The sequence below is a fragment of the Streptomyces sp. MS06 genome (genome assembly GCF_047200655.1).
Classification (GTDB): Bacteria; Actinomycetota; Actinomycetes; order Streptomycetales; family Streptomycetaceae; genus Streptomyces.
The window spans coordinates 1-19,849 of sequence record NZ_JBJZOJ010000010.1 but is presented as its reverse complement, the minus strand read 5'-3'; the positions used below and the strand labels follow the sequence as shown (position 1 = coordinate 19,849).

The window sequence follows — 19,849 nt, the reverse complement described above, 5'->3', positions numbered from 1 at the left end:
GGTCCGTTTCCCACGGACGGCGGACCTCGTGCGGACCGCCGGTCAGGGCTGGAGGGGCATGCTCCAGCAGTTGGAGGCCGCCGGCCTGCCGGACAGCCGGTCGGTCAGCCAGGCGACGGCGTCCCCCTGGTCGGCGAGGAGCGGGCCGGCGTGGTTGAGCAGGGCGCTTCCGACGTCGGGCAGCAGGACGGGCTTGTAGGTGACGTCGGCGCCCTTGCGGCACCAGTCGACGGCGAGGCGGCGGGCCTGACCGTGCGGAACCAGGTTGTCGCTGACTCCGGTGGCGACGCGCACGGGTCCCGCCGGTTTCCGGTTGCCGATCCGCTGGCGGTCCAGGAAGGCCTTCAGCTCGGGGGTGCCGGCGATGATGTCGCCGAGCGACTCGCCGTCCGTGGTCCACCGGGTGCTGCGGGTGTATCCGAAGGCGAGGAGGGCGTCGCCGGTGCACATGGTGGCCAGGTCCTTCAGCGCGGCGTGGCCCGCGGCGTTGAGATGGGCGTCCGCGATCGGGCGGAGGGACGGCTCGGACTGGAGGAAGCCGTTGAGCGACCAGCCCAGCGCGCCGGCCAGTTCGCTGCCGTCGATGGCTTCGGTGACCTGGGTCAGGTCGGCGGGGGGCGCGCCGGCGTAGGTACCGGCGAGGGAGACGTCGGGGGCGTAGTCGGGCTGGAGTTCGGCCGCGGCGGCGGTTGCTCCGCCGCCCTCGCTGTAGCCGAACAGGCCGATGCGGGAGGCGGCGGTCAGCGAGGTCCCGTCGAGCGCGCGGGCGGCCCGGACCGCGTCCAGCACGGCGTGGCCCGCGTCGACGCGGTTGACGTAGGTGTGGAGCCGGTCGGTGGCTCCGAGTCCGACGTAGTCGGTGACGACGACGGCGACGCCGGAGGCCAGCAGGCGGTAGACCGACAGGTCCTCGTAGCCGACGGAGACCGTGCGGCCGTTGAGCAGCAGCGGGTGCTCCAGCCCCATGGAGGCCGCGCACTGGTCGCCCTGGCCCATGGTGCCCGGGGCCACCGCCACCAGGGGGCGTGCGCCGCCGCCCTTCCAGGCGGCCGTCGGTTCGATGTAGGCGCCGGTGACCGCGACGGGCCCGCCGTTGGAGTCCGTGGACCTGTACATCAGGCGCGTCGCGCGGCCTGGGAACGGCCCGCCGACGCCGGGCAGGGTGAGGCCCAGCGGCAGGGGTTCGGTGCGGATCAGCGCGCCGTCGGCTGCGGGAAGCGCGGTGGGCGGGGTGTAGAACGCGGGGATGGTGACGCCGCGGGACACGACCTGGTCGGCCGCCGTGGCGGGCGCGGCCGACAGCGCCTGGGCACCGAGGCAGGTTGCGGCCATGGCGGCCGCGGCCGCCAGTCGTCTGGGTGCGGGCATGGGGGACCTCCTGGGAAAGGCCGGCGGGGTCTCGCCGTCCGGACGCCGCGGTCGTCCGGGCAGCGAGGTGCGGCGGCTCGGGGCCGGCCGGGTCGTCCCGCCGGCAGGCGCTCGTCCGCTGCTCAATCAGTTGCCGGGACCGTAGACCTTTGGAAGTTACCCGCGGTAGCACCCGGGTGGTTACGGTTCAGTAATATGACGCGGCGTCCAGGGGAACCGACGACGCACCCATCCGCCTCGGACCCGCTCCGCGACCCCGCCCGGCCCCCCGGCGGCGCGTTAGGCCCACCGGACCCCGGGCACCCGGGAGGCGGGACCCCTTCCCCGGGGGAACCGCCCCGCGCCGCGCCCGGAGGTGAGGGACATGGACCACGGCAGCAACGTCATCGACGAGTTGGTGACGGACCACCGGACGGTGGAGGAGCTCTTCGGCCGGGTCGAGGTGCTGCCGTCCGGGGACAGGCGGCGCAAGCTGTTCGCGGACCGGGCCATCACGGAGCTGGTGCGGCACGCGGTGGCCGAGGAGGCCTACCTCTATCCGGCCGTGCGCAGGCACCTGGCGCACGGTGAGGCCCGCGCCGACAAGGAGATCGACGACCACTCCAGAGCCGAGGAGATCATGAAGGACCTGGAGTTCCGCGACGCCGACGACGCGGATTTCGACCGGCTGCTGGGCATGCTGGTGATCGAGGTGCGCTCGCACATGGAGGACGAGGAGGCGGACCTCTTCCCCGCACTCCGCGCCTCCTGCGACGAGGACAGCCTGAACCGGCTGGGCGGGAGGGTGCGCCGCGCGAGGGAGACCGCACCCATCCGTCCACACCCCGACGCCCCGGACGCGGCTTCGGCCGGCCGGCTGCTCGCCCCGGGCGCCGGGATGGTCGACCGGATGCGCGAGGCGCTGGTCGGCGGCGAAGGGGAATGACCGTTCAGGGGCGAGCGCGGACCGCCGCGTCCAGCGCAGTACTGCGGCCGAGGTAGGTCAGCGGTCCGGGGTCCGGGGTCCGGTGGAAGCCGAGCCGGTCGTAGCACGCGCGCGCCGCGGTGTTGGCCGTGACCATGCCGAGATGCACGGCCGGGACACCCCGGCCGTGCAGCGCGGTGAGGAAGGTGTGCATCAGCCGCCTGCCGTGCCCGCTCGGCCGGCGGCGACTCGCCTGCGAACCACCCGGAGTCTCGGCGTGCACCGCGGGTGCGCACCCGCGGGTCGAGGACTTCTGCGGCCGCGGTCCGCCCGACGGCCACACCTTCCGGCGCGCACGGGTGCAGCACGGCAGAGTCGTGCGGCAGGGCTCGCCCGCTGCCGCTGCTCCGCGCGGACGTGACCGGCGGCGGTGCGGTGATCCTGCCCCACGGCCGACCACCGTGCAAGCCGGGAAACGCCGTCGCGTCAACCGGCGCCGAGTACATGGCATTTCCGACAGTTGGCGCAGAAGCGAGCAGAGGGCGAAAGGTTTCGGAGGGAAGTCTCGCCCGACCGTGCGGGATCAGTCGATGACGGTGTGTACTGTGCTCCGGGCAGCTCGCACGAGCGTGTCCCAACTCTCCCCTGCCCGCCTCCCCCTGGAACCCTTTCATGATCGAACTACCGGACCTGGTGGCCGGCGCGCTCGCCGCCGGCACGCTGTCCGCGCTCGCCCTCGGCGGGGGGCTGCTGCACTCCAGGCGCCAACTGGCCCGGCAGCGCGCGGAGACCGTGACCTCGCACGCCCGACTGGACGACGTGCTCCGCGCGTACACCGCCGAGGTCGAGCACCTGGCAGCCCGACGGCTGCCCGCCGCCGCCCGGAACGCCGCCCACCCGCACGTGACGGTGCCGGGCCCGCTGTATCCCGAGACCGCGCAGGCGCCGCTCGGCGGCGCCCTGGAGAACGCCCTGCAGGCGCTGCGCACCGAGTTGGCCGCACAGCACGTGCGCCTCGACGCCGCGGCCCAGGCCGGGATGCGCGGTGCCACCCGGGAGATCCAGGCTGCCCTCTACCGGCTCCAGGACGCCTTGCGGGGCCTGCAACAACGATACGACGACCCCGAGTTGGCGCAGACGCTGTTCCAACTGGACCACGAGAACGAGCAGTCGCTGCGGCGTGCCCAGGTGGCCGCGGTGGTGTGCGGCGCCTGGGTCGGGCTCGCCCGCGAGGAGTCCCACCTGGTGGACGCGGTCACCGGCGGGCAGGCCCGGCTCGCGGGCTACCACCGGGTGGCCGTCCACAACCACCTGAGGCCCGGTACCGCCCTGGTCTCGCACGCGGTCGAGCCGGTCGCCGTCATCACCGCCGAACTCCTGGACAACGCGCTGCGGCACTCCGCCCCCGACACCGACGTCGTGGTCAGCCTGGAACACGTCCACCACGGCGTGTGCGTGACCGTCGACGACGCGGGCGTGGGCATGACGCGGGACGAACGGGACCGCGCGCAGCGGCTGGTGGCCGGCCGGGACCCCATCCTGCTGACCGACCTCGGTGACCCGCCCCGCATGGGGCTGGCCGCGATCGGGCGGCTGACCCGCCAGTTCGACCTGGACGTGGACGTCGCCTCGCCCTCTCCGTACGGGGGCGTCCGCGCGGTGCTCCTGGTGGCCGAACACCTGCTCAGCACCATCGACCCGGCCGAGCGTCCCCCCGCCGCGAGCGCGGCCCGCTCCACACGGGAGACGGCACCGGAGGTCCCGGCTGCGCCGCCCGACCCGGCTCACGGCTACGGGGCCGAACCGGGCGGCGAGCAGGCTTCCGGGTCCGGCCACCACGGCACCCGCGACTCCGGAGGCCTGCCGCAGCGCCGCCGCCGGGTGCGGTCCACCACCGATGAGGCGCCCGCGGCAAGGCCGGTCCCACCGCGCCGCCCGGAGGACGCCGCAGCCGCGCTCGGCGCACTGCAGACCGGTACCGCGGCGGCTCGCGCGGACTCCGACGACACCGGGCGCACGGCGCACACCGCAACGACTCACGACACCGATGGCAGCGGCCACGAAGGGGGAACGGCTCGATGACCAGCCGCGAGACGGGCGACACCGCGTGGGTGCTGGAGCCGATCCTGGAGGTGCCCCACGTGGTCGCCGCCGTGCTGCTGACCCGGGACGGCCTCGTCACCGGGTACACCGACGCGCTGTCGCAGCCGTCGGCGGAGCGGGTCGCCGCGATCACCAGCACCGTGCAGGGGGCGTGCCGCACGGCGGCGGCCGCCTTCGCCGACGCCGACCGGGCCGAGGTCCGGCAGGTCGTGATCGAGTCGGACCTCGGGTACGTGCTGATCGTGCCCACCGAGCACGGGACCTGTGTGGCCGCGTACGGCGACCCGGAAGTGCGTCTGGACCTGCTGGCGCACCGGGTGCACTCGCAGGTGGCGCGGCTCGCCGAGAAGACGATGGTGGCTGCGCCGCGGGGAGCCGACGGCGCGCCGGTATGACCGGCCGCCCCGGCGGCCGTCCGCTGGTTCCCGCCTATCTGGCGACCGGTGGTGTGGCCCGGCCCAGCCGACCGCGGCTGGAGCGTCTTTCGGTGCTGGCCGCCGCCGGGCAGCCGGCGCCCGCGGTGCTGTCCGCCGCCCAGCAAGCCCTGCTGGAGGTGCTGGGCGAGGGCGCGCTCACGCTGGTGGAGAGTGCCGCGCTGCTGCGGCTGCCGGTCTCCGCGGTGCGGGTGCTGGCCGCCGACCTCATCGACCAGGACCTGGTGGCGGCGCGCGCGCCGATCCCGCCCGCCGACCGGTTCGACCCCGACCTGCTGAAGAGAGTGGCCGATGGCCTCCGCGCCCTCAAGCACTAGCGACATACATCTGCCCGACACCGCACGCGACCTGGTGAAGATCCTGGTCACCGGTCCGTTCGGAGTGGGCAAGACGACTCTGATCGACTCGGTGTCCGAGATCCGGCCGCTGCACACCGAGGAGCACCTCACCGAGGCGTCCGCGCAGGTGGACGACCTCGACGGGGTGCGGGAGAAGACCACGACCACGGTGGCGATCGACTTCGGGCGGATCAGCCTGCCCGGCGGGGTCGTGCTGTACCTGTTCGGCACGCCCGGCCAGGAGCGGTTCCGGTCCCTGTGGGACGACATCGCCTACGGCGCGCTCGGGGCGCTCGTCCTGGTCGACAGCCGCCGGGTCGACGCCTCGTTCGACGTGCTCGGGCTGGTGGAGGAGAGCGGCCTGCCGTACGCGGTGGCCTTCAACGCCTTCCCGGACGCACCCCGCCACCACACCGAGGACCAGTTGCGGGCCGCCCTCGACCTGGAGGCCGGCACCCCGATGGTGACCTGCGACGCCCGCGAGGCGAACTCCTCCCTCGACGCGCTGCTCGCCCTGGTCGACCACCTGATCGCCCACCAGACCGACCGTCCGTCCACGGAGCCCCGGTGACCACATACCCCCCTGCCCAGGAGGCCTTCTCCCGTTCCGCGCCGGTGCGCCTGTGGGAGGAAGGCTTCGCCCGCGACCCGGACAGCTACTACGACGCGCTGCGCGCCCAGGGCGCCGTCGGCTGGGCCGAGTTGGCGCCCGGAGTTCCCGCCTACCTGGTCACCGACCGGCAGGCAGCGCTGGAGGTGCTGCGCGACGACGCCACCTTCTCCCACGACCCGCGGCCGTGGGAGGCGACCGTCGCCGACGACTCCCCCGTGCTCGGCATGATGCGGTGGCGGCCCAACGCGCTGTTCGCCGACGGAACCGACCACCTGCGCTACCGGACCGCGCTGATCGACGTGTTCGACCGCGTCGAACCGCACGACCTGCGGGCGCGGGTGCACCGCGCGGTGCGGCGGCTGGCGGGGCGGATCGGCCCGGCCGGCCAGGCAGACCTGGTGGGCGAGTTCGCCCGCCCGCTGATGGCGCTGGTGTTCAACAACCTGTTCGGGCTGCCGGACAGCTACGGCGACCGCCTCAACGCGGGCCTGGGCAAGATGATGGAGGGCGGTGCCCAGGCCGCACAGGGCGAGGCGGAGTACGGACAGTACGTGCTGGAGCTGGTCGCGGCCAAGACCGAGCAGCGCGGCGACGACCTGCCGAGCTGGCTGCTGGACCATCCGGCCGGGCTGACCGCCGACGAGGTCACCTGGCAGGTCTTCCTCACCCTGGGCGCCGGGTACGAGCCCACCACCAACCTTGTGTCGAACGCCCTCTCCCGTATCCTCGGCAACCCCGCCTACTACTCCACTCTCACCAGCGGTGCCCGGCCCGTGCTGGACGCGGTGGTGGAGGTGCTGCACCACGAGACGCCGCTGACGAACTACGGCGTCTACTACGCCCGCCGGCCCGTCGCCTTCCACGGCGTGTGGCTGCGGGACGCCGTCCCGGTGGTGGTGTCCTTCGGCGCGCTGACCCGCGCCGCCGAGCGGGACCACGGCGGCGCCCGTCACCCCGCCGACGCCTGGCACCTGTCCTGGGGCGCCGGCCCGCACACCTGTCCCGTGAAGCAGCACACGCTGCTCATCGCCACGGAGGCCGTCGAGCGGCTCACCCAGTGGCTGCCCGACCTGCAGCCCGTGCTGCCCCGTGAACGCCTGTCCTGGCGGCCGGGCCCCTTCCACCGCTCCCTGACCGCGCTGCCCGTCCGGTTCAGCCCCCGCACCCTCGACCCGTCAGGAGATCCGTCGTGACCGTCACCGACCGTATCGCCATCGATCCGTTCGGCGCCGACATCCCCGCCGAGACCGCCCGCCTGCGCACGCTGGGCGCGCTCGTCCCCGTCGAGTTGCCCGGTGGCATCCCCGCCTGGGCGCCCACCCGCTACGACACGCTCAAGGAGCTGATCCTCGATCCGCGGGTGAGCAAGGACCCGCGCCGGCACTGGCGGCTGTGGCCGGAGGTCGGCAACCACCCGTCCTGGGGGTGGATCCTCGGCTGGGTCGGTGTGGTCAACATGCTCTCCACCTACGGCACCGACCACGCACGCCTGCGCAAGCTGGTCGCGCCGAGCTTCACCCACCGCCGTACGGAGGCGCTGCGCAAGCGGGTGGAGGCGATCACGGCCGAGCTGCTCGACGCCGTCGAGACGGCCGGCGCCGACGGGCGGCCGGTCGATCTCAAGGCGGCGTTCGCCCACGAGCTGCCGATGCGGATCATCTGCGAACTGTTCGGCGTGCCCGAGGAGATGCGCCAGGACACCGCCCGGCTGATCGCCGCCATCATGGACACCTCCGACCCGACCCCCGAGCACGCCGCGTTCGTGCAGCAGCAGATCGGCAGCGTGCTGGGCGGACTGATCGCGCACAAGCGCGAGCACCCCGGCGACGACATGACGACCGAGCTGATCCGGGTGCGCGACGAGGACGGCGACCGGCTCAGTGACGAGGAGCTGCTGTACACGCTGCTGCTGGTCATCGGTGCCGGCTTCGAGACGACCGTCAACCTGATCGGCAACGCGGTCGTGGCCCTGCTGCGCCGGCCCGAGCAGCTCGCGGACGTGCGGGCGGGGACGACCGGCTGGGACGCGGTCGTCGACGAGACCCTGCGGGTGCACCCCTCGATCGCCTCGCTGCCGCTGCGGTTCGCCGTCGAGGACCTGACCGTCGGCGGGGTGACGGTCCCCGCCGGGGACGCGATCATCACGACGTACGCGGCGGCGGGACTGGACCCGGAGCACTACGGTCCGGACGCGGACGTGTTCGACGCGGCGCGCGGGGCCGACGACCATCTGGCGTTCGGCATCGGCGTGCACCGGTGCATCGGGGCGCCGCTGGCCCGGATGGAGGCGCTGACCGCGCTGCCGGCACTCTTCGAGCGGTTCCCGGACATGCGTCCGACCGAGGAGGAACTCCGCCAGGTGCCGTCGTTCATCGCGTTCGGCTGGCAGGAGATCCCGGTCCTGCTGCGGGGCTGAGCGGTGACCGCGGGGCCACGACCGGTCCCCCGCACCGGTCGTGGCGCCCGCGGCCACCCCGTGAACGTACGGGCTCGGTGGGCCGGTTGTGAACCGCGGCGGTGCCCACCCGGTCGGCTGCGCGGCTCACCCGTGCACAAGGCGGTCCGGAACGTCCTCTTCCTCCGCGCCGACGGCCGGCAGCTCGAGCAGTCCGCCCGCGAGGTGGGCCAGCACCACCTCGTACAGATCGCGGCCGCCGCTCAGGAGCTGCCGCTCCAGGAGGGGTTCGGCGGCGCGGACGTGCTCGCGGACCGTCTGGGCGTGCACACCGAGCAGGTGTGCGGCCCGCTCGGCGTTGCCGCCCGCGCCGATCCAGACGCGCAGGGTGCGGCGCAGGTCGCGGGCATCGGCGTCCAGGCGCCGCAGCAGGTCGTCGGCCCAGGTGCGCAGGGCCGAGCCGGCGAGGAGGTCGCCGGGGCGGGACCCGGCCGCGGCGGTGGTCTTCGCACCGGCTCGCAGTGCGACCTGGGTGTTCAGGGCCAGGTGCACCATGGCCCGGCAGCCGAGGTCCGTGAAGTCCGCGTGCAGCAGGGACTCCGTCCGGGCCATGCGGGCGCGCACGGTGTTGCGGCTCACTCCGAGCACCTTGGCCGCGTTGACGGCGGTGAACTCCAGGCCCAGCCGGGTCGTGGCGAGCAGTTCGGCGGCCGTGTGGTGCGGGAGCACGTCCAGCGGGCCGAGCAGCCGGGTCGCCCATGCGGCGAGCGCCGCCGGGTCCATCAACCTTTCGGGGCGGGTCCGTTCGGCGTACACCGCCGTCCGGTCGGGGCGGAAGCGGGCGACCGCGAGGGCGCTCGCCGCCTGCCCGTAGGCGGTGGCGGTGCGCGCGAGGCCCTGCCGGGTGCTGCCGCCGAGGTAGGCGCCCGGACGGCGGCCCACCAGGTCGCGCAGCGCGCTGCCGGTGTCCGCGGCCGGGGCGACCACGATGACGTGCGCGTCGATGGCGGGGCAGCGTACGACGAGGGCCTGCTCGCGCAGCGCTTCCCGGCACTCCTCGGCGGCCCGGTCGCGGTCCTCGGGGGGCGACTCGACGACGTACACGCGGGCGGAGTCGGTGTCGAGCAGCCCGGGCCACAGCCCCGCGGCGACCCGGCGGGCGGCGACGGTGTCCTCCACCATCAGCAGTTGCAGGACTGCCAGCCGCAGATCGGCGGCGGCCCGGCGCAGCCGGATCCCCGTGGCGGTCGACTCGCGTGCCGCCAGGAGCAGTTCGAGCACCGTTGCGGTGTGCCCGACGATTTCGGAGGCGCGCCGGTCGAAGGGCGCCGTGCGCGTCACCGCGAGCACCCCGGCCGAGCAGGGCAGTTCGATCCGGACCAGACGTGCGTGACGTTCGCCGTCGTGCCAGGCTGCGGAGGCGACCCGGCCCGAGACGAGGTCGGCGACGAGGGCGTCCTCCAAGGGGGTCGGATCCCCGGCGAGTACGAGACCGCCGTCGTCCCGCAGGGACACCTCGGCGTCGACCGACGCGGCCAGCCAGGCGACGGCCCGTCCGAGGTCGCGTCCGGCCGGCCGGAGAAGGCCGAGCAGTTCGCGGGCCCATTCCGGTTCGCCGGGGTGTGGTCCGTCCGCTGGGCCCGCCATGTCGGCCTGCTCCTCGTCGTTCGCGTGTCCGTCGGCTGTCCGGCGGACGTTACCGCACGTCCCCGAGCGGCTTGCGGCGCAGGTCGGCGGGGTGCGGTGTCCGCCACAACCGCGCACCGGCCGGCCTCGGCGGGCCCGGCGTCGTGGACGGCTTGGGCGGGGGCCGCGGCGCTCCTCGCGGCGGCCACGCGCCCGCGCCGCGCGGCCGACCACGTCCCTGCGGCATAAGCTCGTCGAATGGCGAAGTACTACGACGTGCACCCCGACAACCCTCAGCCGCGCACCATCTCCCAGGTCGCCCGGAGCATCCGCGAAGGCGCGCTCGTCGCCTATCCGACGGACTCCTGCTACGCCCTGGGGTGCGGGCTCGGCAGCCGCGACGGAGTGGAGCGGATCCGCACCATCCGCCGGCTGGACGACCGGCACCACTTCACCCTGGTGTGCGAGGACTTCGCGCAGCTCGGCCGGTTCGCCCGGATGGACAACGACGTGTTCCGCGCGATCAAGGCGGCCACGCCCGGGAGTTACACGTTCATCCTGCCGGCGACCAAGGAGGTCCCGCGGATGCTCCAGCACCCGAAGAAGAAGACGGTCGGCGTGCGCATCCCCGACCATGTGGTGACCCGTGCCCTGATCGAGGAGTTGGGCGAGCCGCTGCTGTCGAGCACGCTGCTGCTGCCCGGTGAGGAGGAGCCGATGACCCAGGGCTGGGAGATCAAGGACCGGCTCGACCACGTGCTGGACGCGGTAGTCGACTCCGGGGACTGCGGCACCGAGCCGACGACGGTCGTCGACTTCTCGGGCGGCAGTGCGGAGATCGTGCGCCGCGGCGCCGGGGACACGGCACGGTTCGAGTGAGAGCCGCGCCGGGCGTCCGCGTGCTCCGCGGGCGGGGCCGGGCGGCCTGGACGGGTTGCGACGCCCGGTCGCCGTCGCCCGCCTGCCCGGGGCCTCCGCGGGCGGAACCGGCCGCCCCACCGCGGCTCGTCCGGCGGCTGCGCTCGGGGCTGCGTTGACACGTCCGGCGGTGGATTCCACAATGGGCCGCATGACGGAGCACGAGTGCGAGACGGGCGGCGCGCTGCGCGTCCCCGACCGAACCGGGTGTGAGCGCTCCGGCCTCTAGCCGCAGCCGGCCCCACCCCCCGTGCCCCGCGTTCCGCGATGCGGACGGGCCGACTCCCGTCCTCCACGGCCGATCGGCGCCCGCGTCCCGGCGGATCAACCCGCCGTTGACCGGTCCGCCCGGTGATCCCCCGCCCGCCCCCTGACGGCCCGCCACCCGGCGGGGCTTCGGGCGGGTACTGCCCCTGCGGCCGACCGGCCTCGTCCGGCGGCCGTCCGGCGACGGCGTCCGCGGCCGCCACCACCGTGGGCGGGCGGCCGGGAGGTACCTCGGCTGGTCCCGTGGTCGCCGCGCCGGTGGCTGCCCGGCGCGGCATGCCGACGTCCGGACCGCGGCATCGGCACCGCCCGGCCGGTGGCTCCGGGCGGGGCGGCACCCACGGCTCCGGGGGCAGGCCGACACCCACCCGCCCGATACGCGCGGGCACCTCACCACACGCCGGCGGCCGAGTCGGCCGCCGATCACGACGTACGAGGGAGACGACCCCCATGAGTGTCACGGACACCGAACCGTCCGCCGAGCTGCGCGAGGCGCGGATACCGGAGGGCGGGATGTACGAAGGCGCCCGCGTCCTGCGCAGGTTGCCCGAGGGATGGCAGGAACGCCCCTACGAGCGCTTCGAACTGGTCCCGCTGGGGCGCACGATCGGCGCCGAGGTGCGCGGCCTCGACCTGTCGCGGCCGCTGGCCCCCGCACTGCGCGAGGAGGTGGACCGGGCGCTGCTGGAGTGGAAGGTGCTCTTCTTCCGCGCCCAGCACCTGACCTCCGCGCAGCAGTGCGCCTTCGCCCGTCAGTGGGGCGAGCTGGAGACCAACCCGCTGCTGGAGCGCGGAGCCGGCGACGACGTGGTCCGCTTCGACAAGGGCGGCGACGCCGCACCGAGCTTCGAGAACGTCTGGCACGCCGACGTGACCTTCCGTGAACGACCCGCCCTGGGTGCCGTACTGCAGCTGCGCCAGGTGCCGCCGATCGGCGGGGACACCATGTGGGCGGACATGGCCGCCGCGTACGACAACCTCCCGCAGTCGGTGAAGGACCGGATCGACGGGGCCACCGCCGTGCACGACTTCATCCCCGGCTTCGCCCGCTTCTACCCGCCCGAGCGGCTGGCCCCGCTGCAGGACCTCTTCCCGCCCGTGGAGCATCCGGTGGTACGCACGCACCCGGACACCGGCAGGCGGCTGCTGTTCGTCAACACCTCGTTCACCACCCGGATCACCGGGATGGCGCGTCAGGAGAGCGACACGCTGCTGCGGTACCTGTTCCAGCAGGCGCACGTGCCGGAGTACCAGGTGCGCTTCCACTGGCAGCCCGGGGACATCGCGTTCTGGGACAACCGCGCGGTCCAGCACTACGCGGTCAACGACTACGCACCGCACCGCCGGGTGGCCGAACGGGTCGCCGTCGCGGGCGACCGCCCGTTCTGAGTCGCGTGCGGACCGGACGGCCGGGGACCCCGCCTGCCCGGCCGTCCGGTCCGCGCGGCGGGCAGGCCGCTCACCAGATTCCGGGCTCGCTGCCGGCGAGGGCCCGGGACGGCCGACCGTCCACGCCCACCGGGACGTCCCCGGCGAGCATGACCCGGTGCATGACACGGGGTGTGTCGAGGTGGGCGTGGTCGCCGGGGGCGAGGTGGATGGTGGCGCGGTTGTCCCAGAAGGCGACGCTGCCGGGCTCCCAGCGGAAGCGGACGGTGTACTCGGGACGGACGGCCTGTTCGAGGAGCATGTCCAGTACGGCCCGGCTCTCGGGGCGGGAGAGTCCCTCGATCTGCTCGACGTAGTAGCCGTTGACGAAGAGGACCCGCTCCCCCGTCTCCGGGTGGACGCGCACCAGCGGATGCACGGTGGCGACCTGACGCTCCAGCAGCCGGCGCAGGTAGGCGTCGTCTCCCGGGCGCGGCTGGTAGCCGACGCCGAGCCGGTGCTCGGCGCGCAGCCCGGACACGAACTCCCGGACCGGCGCGGAGAGACCGGCGTAGGCGGCGGTCAGGCTGGACCAGGTGGTGTCGCCGCCGTAGGCCGGGACGGACTCCGCGCGCAGGATCGTCGCGGCGGGCGGGTCGACGCGGGCGCCGTGGTCGCAGTGCCAGCCGCGCAGCAGGGTGTGCCGGCGGCGACGCAGCCATTCGTCGTGCTCCATTCCGAACCGGCCGCCCAGCTCCAGCCGGTCCGCGGTCGTCTCCACCTCCGGGACGTGCGGCGGGGAGGCGCTGCCGCGTCCCGGCGGCACGACGACCGTTCCGAAGCGCTGTGCGAAGGCCACCTGCCCGGCGTGGTCGAGGCACTGGCCCCGGAAGAACACCACCTTCCAGCGGAGTACCGCGGCACGGATCGCCGCCACCTCCGCCTCCTGCAGTTCCGCGGCCAGGTCGACACCGCTGATCTCGGCCCCGATGTGCCCGGCCATCGGGCGCACCGCCATCCCCGGGGCCCCGGTCGTCCCGTCCGTCATGTCGTCCTGCGTGGTCATTGCCCGCTCCGCTGATCGGCGACATCCGTCCCGTTCCGGCTCCGAGCGTGCCACCCGCTGCGGGATCGGGCGACAGCGCGTTTCGCGCCGCACGGCATCGGCGGCCTCCGCGACTGCCGCGGCTTTGGCGGCCTTTCGGCCCGGTGGATGTCCAGGCTCCGGTGCCCGCGTGCGGGACACGGGTGTCGGTGCGCGCCGGGGCCCGGCAGCGTGCTCAGCCCCGGCGGGCGCGCAAGGTGCGCTCAGCCCCGATGGGCGCGCAGCGCCGCCAGGGCCCGGTCGGCGTGCGTGTTCATCCGCAGCTCGCTGCGGACGACCTCCAGGACGGTGCCGTCCTGGGCGAGGACGAAGGTGACCCGCTTGGTGGGCGCGAGAGTGAAGCCGCGCCGCACGCCGAACCGGTCCCGCACGGTGCCGTCCGCGTCCGAGAGGAGCGTCATGCCGAGCCCGTGGCGTCCGGCGAACTCCTGCTGGCGTTCCACGGGATCGCCGCTGATGCCGACCGCGCGGGCGCCGACGGAGGCGAACTCGGCGGCCAGGTCGCGGAAGTGGCAGGCCTCCGCGGTGCAGCCGGGCGTGAGGGCGGCGGGGTAGAAGAAGAGTACGACCGGCCCGTCGGCGAGGAGCGCCGACAGTCTGCGCGGTGCTCCGCTCTCGTCCGGAAGCTCGAAGTCGTCGACCCGGTCACCGGTCCTCGGCGGGGTGCTCACGAACGTCCCTCTGCGGTGCGGGCGACGCTGCGGGCCCACAGCACCAGCGGCACCTGCAGCGGGAGCCGCCCGGCGGCGGCGGCCCGAAGCGGCGCGGGGCGGTCCCGCCAGTCCGCGGCCATCTTCACGTTGGCGGGGAAGACGCCGACGAAGAACGCGGCCGCGGCCCGGGCGGCGGTCCGCCGGGTGCGCGGCAGGGCCACGCCCGCCGCCAGCGCGAGTTCCGCGGCGCCGCTCACGTAGGTCCAGGTGCGGGGCGCGCCCGGCAGAGCCCGGGGCACGATCCCGTCGAACGGGCGGGGGACGGCGAAGTGGGCGATGCCCGCACCCGCCAGCAGACCGGCGAGCAGCAGGGGTGAACGTTCGGACCGGGGCACGGATCCTCCTCCGACGACGACCAGATCGCGATATTACTGCACAGTAGCCGCGGGTGGGGCCCGTATGCCCGACCCCCTCTCCGCCCTGCGGGAACCGCACGGCCGCCACGAAACCGGTCGAACAGGTGCGCGATTCCCGGTCGGAGGCGGTCGGCCCCGGCCGCGGAACGCGGCCGACGTGCGGCCTCGACGGCCCGGCCCTCGCCCGGCCGGTGGGCCCGTTCAGGGGAATCCGGCCGGCGGTGCGCGTCGCGGGGCGGGTGTTGCGGCGAGAGCTTCGGTGTGACCCTGCCGCTGATCCCGCCCATGCTCGCGACCCCGGGTGCCCTTCCGTCCGCCGAGCAGGACGACCGGTGGGCCTACGAGACCAAGCAGGACGGCCAGCGGGTGGTGGCCTACCTCGAAGGGGACGGCGGACTGGTGCTCCGGGCCCGCTCCGGGGACGCCATCACCGGCGCCTACCCGGAACTGCTGCCGCTCGGCGGTGCGCTCGGCCCCGTTCCCGCGGTGCTGGACGGGGAGGTGCTGGCGCTCGACCCGCAGGGCCGCGCCGACTTCCAGCTGCTGCAGTCCCGGATGGGGCTGGCGCATGCGCCGCGCCGGGCCGCGGGCCGGGCCGCCGCGACGCCGGTCCACCTGGTGCTGTTCGACGTGATGCACCTCGGCGGACGACCGCTGCTCGCCGTCCCCTACGCAGAGCGGCGCGCGCGCCTGCTCGAACTGGGGCTGGACGGGCCGTTCTGGTCGACACCCGCCGCGCTCGTCGGCCACGGCGCCGAGGCGCTGCGCGCCACCCGGGAGCACGGCCTGGAGGGCCTGGTGTGCAAGCGGCTGGACTCGCGGTACGAACCGGGGGTGCGCTCACGCTCGTGGATCAAGATCCGCCATCTGCAGGGTGCGGACGTGATCGTCGGTGGCTGGCTGCCCGGCCGGGGCCGGCTGACGGGGCTGCCCGGTTCCGTCCTGATGGGTCAGCGGGCCGGTGCCGGCCTGCGCTACGTGGGCAGTGTCGGCACCGGCTGGAGCGAGGCGGAGCGGGCGCGGTTGGGCGTGCTGCTGGACGGTTTGGAGAGCGCCGCGTGCCCGTTCGATCCGCCGCCGCGGGCCCCCGGCGCGCACTGGGTGCTGCCCCGGCTGGTCGGCGAGGTGCGGTACAGCACCCGTACCCGGGCCGGCCTGCTGCGGCAGCCGTCGTGGCTGCGGCTGCGACCGGACCTGACGCCCGAGGAGTCCGCCGCCGACCTGCCGGACCACCACGGCTGACGCGCCCCGTCGGCAGGCGTACGGCCGGGACGCACCGCCACCACCCCGTCCCGGCCGCACGCGTTCCCGGGTCGGCAGGGCCTCGGCGCTCCGGGTCGGCGGGTCCGCGGCGCTCCGGGTCGGCGGGTCCGCGGCGCTCCGGGTCGGCGGGGCCTCGGCACTCCGGCACCGAACCCGGGCCGTCCGGGCCAATCGGGCCGTCCGGGAGGCTTCGAAGGGCTAGGGTGTTCCGCATGCCCGTGCCCGAGTTGATCCGTATCGTCTCCCGTGACTCGCCGATGGCGCTGGCCCAAGTGGAGCGTGTGCGCAACCAGTTGGCCGCCGTGCACCCCGGTGTGCGCACCGAGGTGGTGCCGGTGCGGACCACCGGCGACAAGTGGCTGGGCGACCTGTCGCTGGTGGAGGGCAAGGGCGCCTTCACCAAGGAGGTCGACGCGGCCCTGCTGACCGGGGAGGCCGACCTGGCGGTGCACTGCGTCAAGGACGTCCCCGCGGACCGGCCGCTGCCGGCCGGCACCGTCTTCGCCGCGTTCCTCGCACGCGACGACATCCGCGACGCACTGGTGCACCCGGGCGGACTCACCCTGGACGAGTTGCCCGCCGGCACCCGGGTCGGCACCTCCTCGGTGCGCCGGGTGGCGCAACTGGCCTCCACCCACCCCCGCCTGCGGTGCGTTCCGTTCCGCGGCAACGCCAACCGGCGGCTGGAGAAGCTGGCCGCCGGCGAGGCCGACGCGCTGCTGCTGGCGGTGTCCGGTCTGGAGCGGATCGGGCGCCGGGACGTGATCAGCGAGGTGCTGTCACCCGAGACGATGATGCCGCCGATCGGCGCTGGCATCCTCGCACTCCAGTGCCGCGAGAACGACACCGCCCTCATCGACGCGGTCAGCCCGCTGGGCGACCCGGGCACCTTCCGCGAGGCCACCGCGGAGCGGATGTTCCTGCACGTGCTCCAGGGACACTGCAACAGCCCGATCGCCGGCTACGCGCACGCCGACCGCAGCGGAGAGCTGTCGCTGCGGGGGTGCGTGTTCACCGCGGACGGCAAGACCCGCCTGAACGCCCATGAGTGGGCCGGGCGGCTGGACCCCGCCACGCTGGGCACCTCGGTCGCGGTGGCACTGCTGCGGCAGGGCGCCCGGGAGATCATCGACGGCATCCCGCACTGATCCGGCCCCGGCTCAGGCGGTGCCTTCCTCGGGCCGGCCCTGGAGGAAGGCGCTCACCTGGCGGGCCAGGCATTCGCGGACGGGACCGGGCTGCGCCCCGGACGGCTCCTCGGGGAGGCCGAGGCAGCCGGTCCACAGCCGGCGGTCGGCCCAGTCCTCGTCGACCCGCACCTGCACCTGTACGTCCACCTGGCCGAGCGCGGCCTCGGGCCCGGCCGCGTAGAGCACGGCCGTCGCCCTGCGTAGCGGATAGACGTCGAAGCCCTCGACGAACCGGGAGCTGCGCCAGTCGATGAAGGCGCTCTCCCCGTCCGGCCCGACCCGTACGTCGATCTGGCCGTCCTCCAGGTGGACGCAGAGGCGCCGCGCGCCCCGGTTCTCGACGGTGACCCGCAGCGCGAAGTACGCCAGTCCCTCGGCGGCGTCGTCCCGTCCGCGGGGCGGCTCCGCCCGGAGCAGCCCGTGGACGCGGACGCGCAGACCGGCATGTTCGTCGTACTCCTGCCAGTCACCGACCACGTTCGGCTCGTCCACAGTCCACCTCTCGACCTCTCGGTCCTGCTTCCTATCCAGGCGCTCAGTGCACTGTCAAATGCACGGAACGCCCCGTGTGCAGGCACTTCGCCCCCCTTGATCGCCGATCAAGCCCTGCGCAGCGGGAATCGGGCCCGGCAGGCCGCGACCGCCGGAACCGGGGGTGCCGCACATCACGTCCGGGGCGTGACCGCCGGGCGCGCGCGGGCGACGGGGCGAACGGCGGGACAGCACCGCGGTGTCGGCTCGCCGACCCTCCCGCACCGCACCCAGCGCACCGCCGCGCAAGCAGAGCGTCACCCGGTACGCGAGCCGGTTTCAGCAGACCGGAACCCGGGAATCCGCTTGTACGTGCTTCGGACCGCAGGCACGTCCGTGGGACCTCGGTGTGCGTCGGCCACGTTCCCGTGCATGCCGTTCGCGACCCCGCGGTGTCCGCCCAGCAGCAGTGCTGAGGAGGCGCGCCCCATGCGTACCGCCGCCACCAGGACGACCCGCCACCCGCACCACGACGCACCCGACACCGACGACGTCTTCGCCCGCCTGACGCGACTGCCGGAGGGGCCGCAGCGGCGTGCGCTCCGCGACGAGCTGGTGCGGCTGTGGCTGCCGATGGCCGAGCGGATCGCCGTCCGTTTCCGGGGGCGCGGCGAGAACCTGGAGGATCTGTACCAGGTGGCCGCGCTCGGCCTGGTCAAGGCCGTCGACCACTACGATCCCGACCGCGGCCGCGCCTTCGAGGCGTACGCGGTACCCACCATCACCGGCGAGGTCAAGCGCCACTTCCGCGACCACATGTGGACCCTGCACGTGCCGCGCCGGGTGCAGGAACTGCGCAACCGGGTCCGCCGCACCGCGCGGGAGCTCTCCCAGACCACTCAGGGCCGGCAGCCGACCGTGGCCGAGATCGCCGACCGCGCCGGGCTGAGCGAGGACGAGGTGCGGACCGGGATGGAGGCACTGCAGTGCTTCACCGCGCTGTCCCTGGACGCGGAGCTGCCCGGCACGGACGGCTACGCGCTCGCCGACGGACTGGGCGGGCCGGACCCGGGCTTCGAGGCGGTCGTCGACCGGATCGCCGTCCGCCCCTGCATCGAGGCCCTCCCGGAACGCGAGCGCACCATTCTCTACCTGCGCTTCTTCCAGGGCATGACGCAGAGCTCCATCGCCCGGCGGCTGGGCATCTCGCAGATGCACGTCTCCCGGCTGCTGAACAGCTGCTTCGCCCACCTGCGCGCGGAGATCCTTGCGGACGCCGACTGAGCGGGCCCGCCCGGCCGCCGCGCGGCTCCGCCCGGGGGAGCCCGGCGGCGGGGCGGACCGCACGCAGGTCGGGGGCCTCCTCCCGCCGGGCGGTCCGCTGCCGGAAACCGACCCGTTTCGCAGCCCGGATCACGCGGTACCCGTGCCGCGCCTCCGGGCCCGTCGCCCCTCCCGCCACACGCCGGTGGGGGTCCTCGACAGGCGGACCCGCCGGTTCCGGTCGGACACTGGTGGGGACCGGTAGGCAACCGGCCGACGAGACCAGGACATGAGCGCCATGAACCACGACACGACGCACTCTCCTCCCGCGCCGGGAACCCTCTCCACCCACAACGTCTTCGGCGCGCCCTGCTGGGTGAGCCTCACCAGCCGCGACCTCGCGGCCACCCAAGACTTCTACGGAGCCGTCCTCGGCTGGCGGTGGCGCAAGGCCAGGCTCGGCGACCACTTCCGGATCGCCCTGGTGGACGACGTGCCGGTCGCCGGGGTCGCCGCGGTCGCCGCGATGTGGCAGATGGCGGTGGCCTGGACGCCGTACTTCGCGGTGCGCAGCGCCGACGTGGCGGCGGCGCGGGCCCGGGAACGGGGTGGCACCTCGGCGGTGGGCCCGATCTCGCTGCCGCCCGGAAGAGCGGCGCTGCTGGCCGACCGCGACGGGGCGACCTTCGGTGTCTGGGAGGGTGAGCTGGTCGGCGACTGGGAGAGCTGGAGACGCGCCTCTCCCGCCTTCATCCGGCTGCACACCCGGGACGCCTTCGACGCCGCCATCTTCTACGGGGAGATCCTCGACTGGGCCACGGATACCCCGGGCTGCTGCGAGGTGCACTACGAGGGCGACGAGGTCGTGCTGCGCAGCGGCGGCGACGTCGTGGCGAGGATCGAGTCGGGCGCACTGGAGTCCGCCCCCGATCCCACGATCCGCCCGCACTGGCAGGTGCACTTCACCGTCCAGGACGTCGCGGCCTGTGCCCGGGCCGCGGAGCGGCACGGCGGCAGCGTCCTCGGCAAGACCGCCGGCGAGGCGGTGCTGCGGGACGCCGACGGCGCCCAGTTCACGGTCACCTCGCGGCCGCCGCGCTGATTCCGCAGCCGCCCGCCGGCAAGGTCACGGCGGGTGCCGGGGAACACCGGGA

Annotated in this window: 19 protein-coding genes and 1 pseudogene; 13 read left to right on the top strand and 7 right to left on the bottom strand. The window is 74.5% G+C overall.

Annotated elements, in window-relative coordinates:
* Nucleotides 1-42: 42 nt before the first annotated feature.
* Nucleotides 43-1,368, bottom strand: a complete 1,326-nt coding sequence (locus ACL02U_RS07050) for a lipase family protein (protein WP_412789786.1) — start codon at nt 1,366-1,368, stop codon at nt 43-45.
* 364 nt (nt 1,369-1,732) lie between these two features.
* Between ACL02U_RS07050 and ACL02U_RS07045 the strand changes: the two genes are divergently transcribed.
* Nucleotides 1,733-2,293, top strand: coding sequence for a hemerythrin domain-containing protein (locus ACL02U_RS07045; RefSeq protein WP_412789785.1), 561 nt, complete (start codon nt 1,733-1,735; stop codon nt 2,291-2,293).
* A 4-nt stretch (nt 2,294-2,297) separates the two neighbouring features.
* On the opposite strand, the pseudogene ACL02U_RS07040 reads toward ACL02U_RS07045, so the two are convergent.
* A pseudogene (locus tag ACL02U_RS07040) lies at nt 2,298-2,504 on the bottom strand (GNAT family N-acetyltransferase); the annotation flags it as partial.
* A gap of 440 nt (nt 2,505-2,944) precedes the next feature.
* Between ACL02U_RS07040 and ACL02U_RS07035 the strand changes: the two are divergent.
* Genes ACL02U_RS07035 through ACL02U_RS07010 form a run of 6 tightly spaced genes read left to right on the top strand, consistent with a single transcriptional unit; the run spans nt 2,945 to nt 8,176 of the window.
* On the top strand, nt 2,945-4,354 hold the full coding sequence (locus tag ACL02U_RS07035) for an ATP-binding protein (RefSeq protein WP_412789784.1): 1,410 nt from the start codon (nt 2,945-2,947) through the stop codon (nt 4,352-4,354).
* Nucleotides 4,351-4,770 (top strand): roadblock/LC7 domain-containing protein, encoded by a 420-nt coding sequence (locus ACL02U_RS07030; RefSeq protein ID WP_412789783.1) that lies wholly within the window; start codon nt 4,351-4,353, stop codon nt 4,768-4,770. Before ACL02U_RS07035 ends, ACL02U_RS07030 begins: the two co-directional genes overlap by 4 nt.
* Nucleotides 4,767-5,126, top strand: coding sequence for a DUF742 domain-containing protein (locus ACL02U_RS07025; RefSeq protein WP_412789782.1), 360 nt, complete (start codon nt 4,767-4,769; stop codon nt 5,124-5,126). Before ACL02U_RS07030 ends, ACL02U_RS07025 begins: the two co-directional genes overlap by 4 nt.
* Nucleotides 5,101-5,718, top strand: a complete 618-nt coding sequence (locus ACL02U_RS07020; protein WP_412789781.1) for a GTP-binding protein — start codon at nt 5,101-5,103, stop codon at nt 5,716-5,718. The genes ACL02U_RS07025 and ACL02U_RS07020 overlap by 26 nt, the downstream gene beginning before the upstream one ends.
* Complete coding sequence (locus ACL02U_RS07015; protein ID WP_412789780.1) at nt 5,715-6,953, top strand: cytochrome P450; 1,239 nt, start codon at nt 5,715-5,717, stop codon at nt 6,951-6,953. The genes ACL02U_RS07020 and ACL02U_RS07015 overlap by 4 nt, the downstream gene beginning before the upstream one ends.
* Nucleotides 6,950-8,176, top strand: a complete 1,227-nt coding sequence (locus ACL02U_RS07010) for a cytochrome P450 family protein (protein ID WP_412789779.1) — start codon at nt 6,950-6,952, stop codon at nt 8,174-8,176. Before ACL02U_RS07015 ends, ACL02U_RS07010 begins: the two co-directional genes overlap by 4 nt.
* Before the next feature lie 126 nt (nt 8,177-8,302).
* On the opposite strand, the gene ACL02U_RS07005 is transcribed toward ACL02U_RS07010, so the two are convergent.
* On the bottom strand, nt 8,303-9,802 hold the full coding sequence (locus tag ACL02U_RS07005; RefSeq protein ID WP_412789778.1) for a helix-turn-helix domain-containing protein: 1,500 nt from the start codon (nt 9,800-9,802) through the stop codon (nt 8,303-8,305).
* 237 nt (nt 9,803-10,039) lie between these two features.
* Here ACL02U_RS07005 and ACL02U_RS07000 point away from each other — a divergent pair, with 237 nt between their 5' ends.
* Together ACL02U_RS07000 and ACL02U_RS06995 are read left to right on the top strand one after the other, a co-directional pair.
* Nucleotides 10,040-10,660 (top strand): L-threonylcarbamoyladenylate synthase, encoded by a 621-nt coding sequence (locus ACL02U_RS07000; protein ID WP_412789777.1) that lies wholly within the window; start codon nt 10,040-10,042, stop codon nt 10,658-10,660.
* A gap of 756 nt (nt 10,661-11,416) precedes the next feature.
* On the top strand, nt 11,417-12,355 hold the full coding sequence (locus ACL02U_RS06995) for a TauD/TfdA dioxygenase family protein (protein ID WP_412789776.1): 939 nt from the start codon (nt 11,417-11,419) through the stop codon (nt 12,353-12,355).
* A 70-nt stretch (nt 12,356-12,425) separates the two neighbouring features.
* Here the strand turns inward: ACL02U_RS06995 and ACL02U_RS06990 are convergent, their stop codons facing one another.
* The 3 genes from ACL02U_RS06990 to ACL02U_RS06980 form a co-directional block, all read right to left on the bottom strand.
* Nucleotides 12,426-13,400: a TauD/TfdA dioxygenase family protein gene (locus ACL02U_RS06990; protein ID WP_412789775.1), complete on the bottom strand. Its 975-nt coding sequence runs from the start codon at nt 13,398-13,400 to the stop codon at nt 12,426-12,428.
* Between the two features lie 242 nt (nt 13,401-13,642).
* Nucleotides 13,643-14,110 carry a peroxiredoxin gene (locus ACL02U_RS06985; RefSeq protein ID WP_412789774.1) on the bottom strand — a complete coding sequence of 156 codons (468 nt, stop codon included), beginning with the start codon at nt 14,108-14,110 and terminating at the stop codon, nt 13,643-13,645.
* The gene (locus tag ACL02U_RS06980; RefSeq protein WP_412789773.1) at nt 14,107-14,487 is read right to left on the bottom strand and encodes a hypothetical protein; all 381 of its coding nucleotides are present in this window, start codon (nt 14,485-14,487) and stop codon (nt 14,107-14,109) included. Before ACL02U_RS06980 ends, ACL02U_RS06985 begins: the two co-directional genes overlap by 4 nt.
* Nucleotides 14,488-14,793: 306 nt before the next feature.
* On the opposite strand from ACL02U_RS06980, the gene ACL02U_RS06975 reads away from it, so the two are divergent.
* Both ACL02U_RS06975 and hemC read left to right on the top strand, forming a co-directional pair.
* Nucleotides 14,794-15,750 (top strand): ATP-dependent DNA ligase, encoded by a 957-nt coding sequence (locus ACL02U_RS06975; RefSeq protein ID WP_412789886.1) that lies wholly within the window; start codon nt 14,794-14,796, stop codon nt 15,748-15,750.
* 233 nt (nt 15,751-15,983) lie between these two features.
* The gene (hemC, locus tag ACL02U_RS06970; RefSeq protein ID WP_412789772.1) at nt 15,984-16,919 is read left to right on the top strand and encodes a hydroxymethylbilane synthase; all 936 of its coding nucleotides are present in this window, start codon (nt 15,984-15,986) and stop codon (nt 16,917-16,919) included.
* Nucleotides 16,920-16,931: 12 nt separating this feature from the next.
* Here the strand turns inward: hemC and ACL02U_RS06965 are convergent, their stop codons facing one another.
* Complete coding sequence (locus ACL02U_RS06965; protein WP_412789771.1) at nt 16,932-17,453, bottom strand: hypothetical protein; 522 nt, start codon at nt 17,451-17,453, stop codon at nt 16,932-16,934.
* 468 nt (nt 17,454-17,921) lie between these two features.
* On the opposite strand from ACL02U_RS06965, the gene ACL02U_RS06960 reads away from it, so the two are divergent.
* Together ACL02U_RS06960 and ACL02U_RS06955 are read left to right on the top strand one after the other, a co-directional pair.
* Complete coding sequence (locus tag ACL02U_RS06960; protein ID WP_412789770.1) at nt 17,922-18,716, top strand: RNA polymerase sigma factor SigF; 795 nt, start codon at nt 17,922-17,924, stop codon at nt 18,714-18,716.
* 277 nt (nt 18,717-18,993) lie between these two features.
* Complete coding sequence (locus ACL02U_RS06955; protein ID WP_412789885.1) at nt 18,994-19,797, top strand: VOC family protein; 804 nt, start codon at nt 18,994-18,996, stop codon at nt 19,795-19,797.
* Nucleotides 19,798-19,849 lie beyond the last annotated feature (52 nt).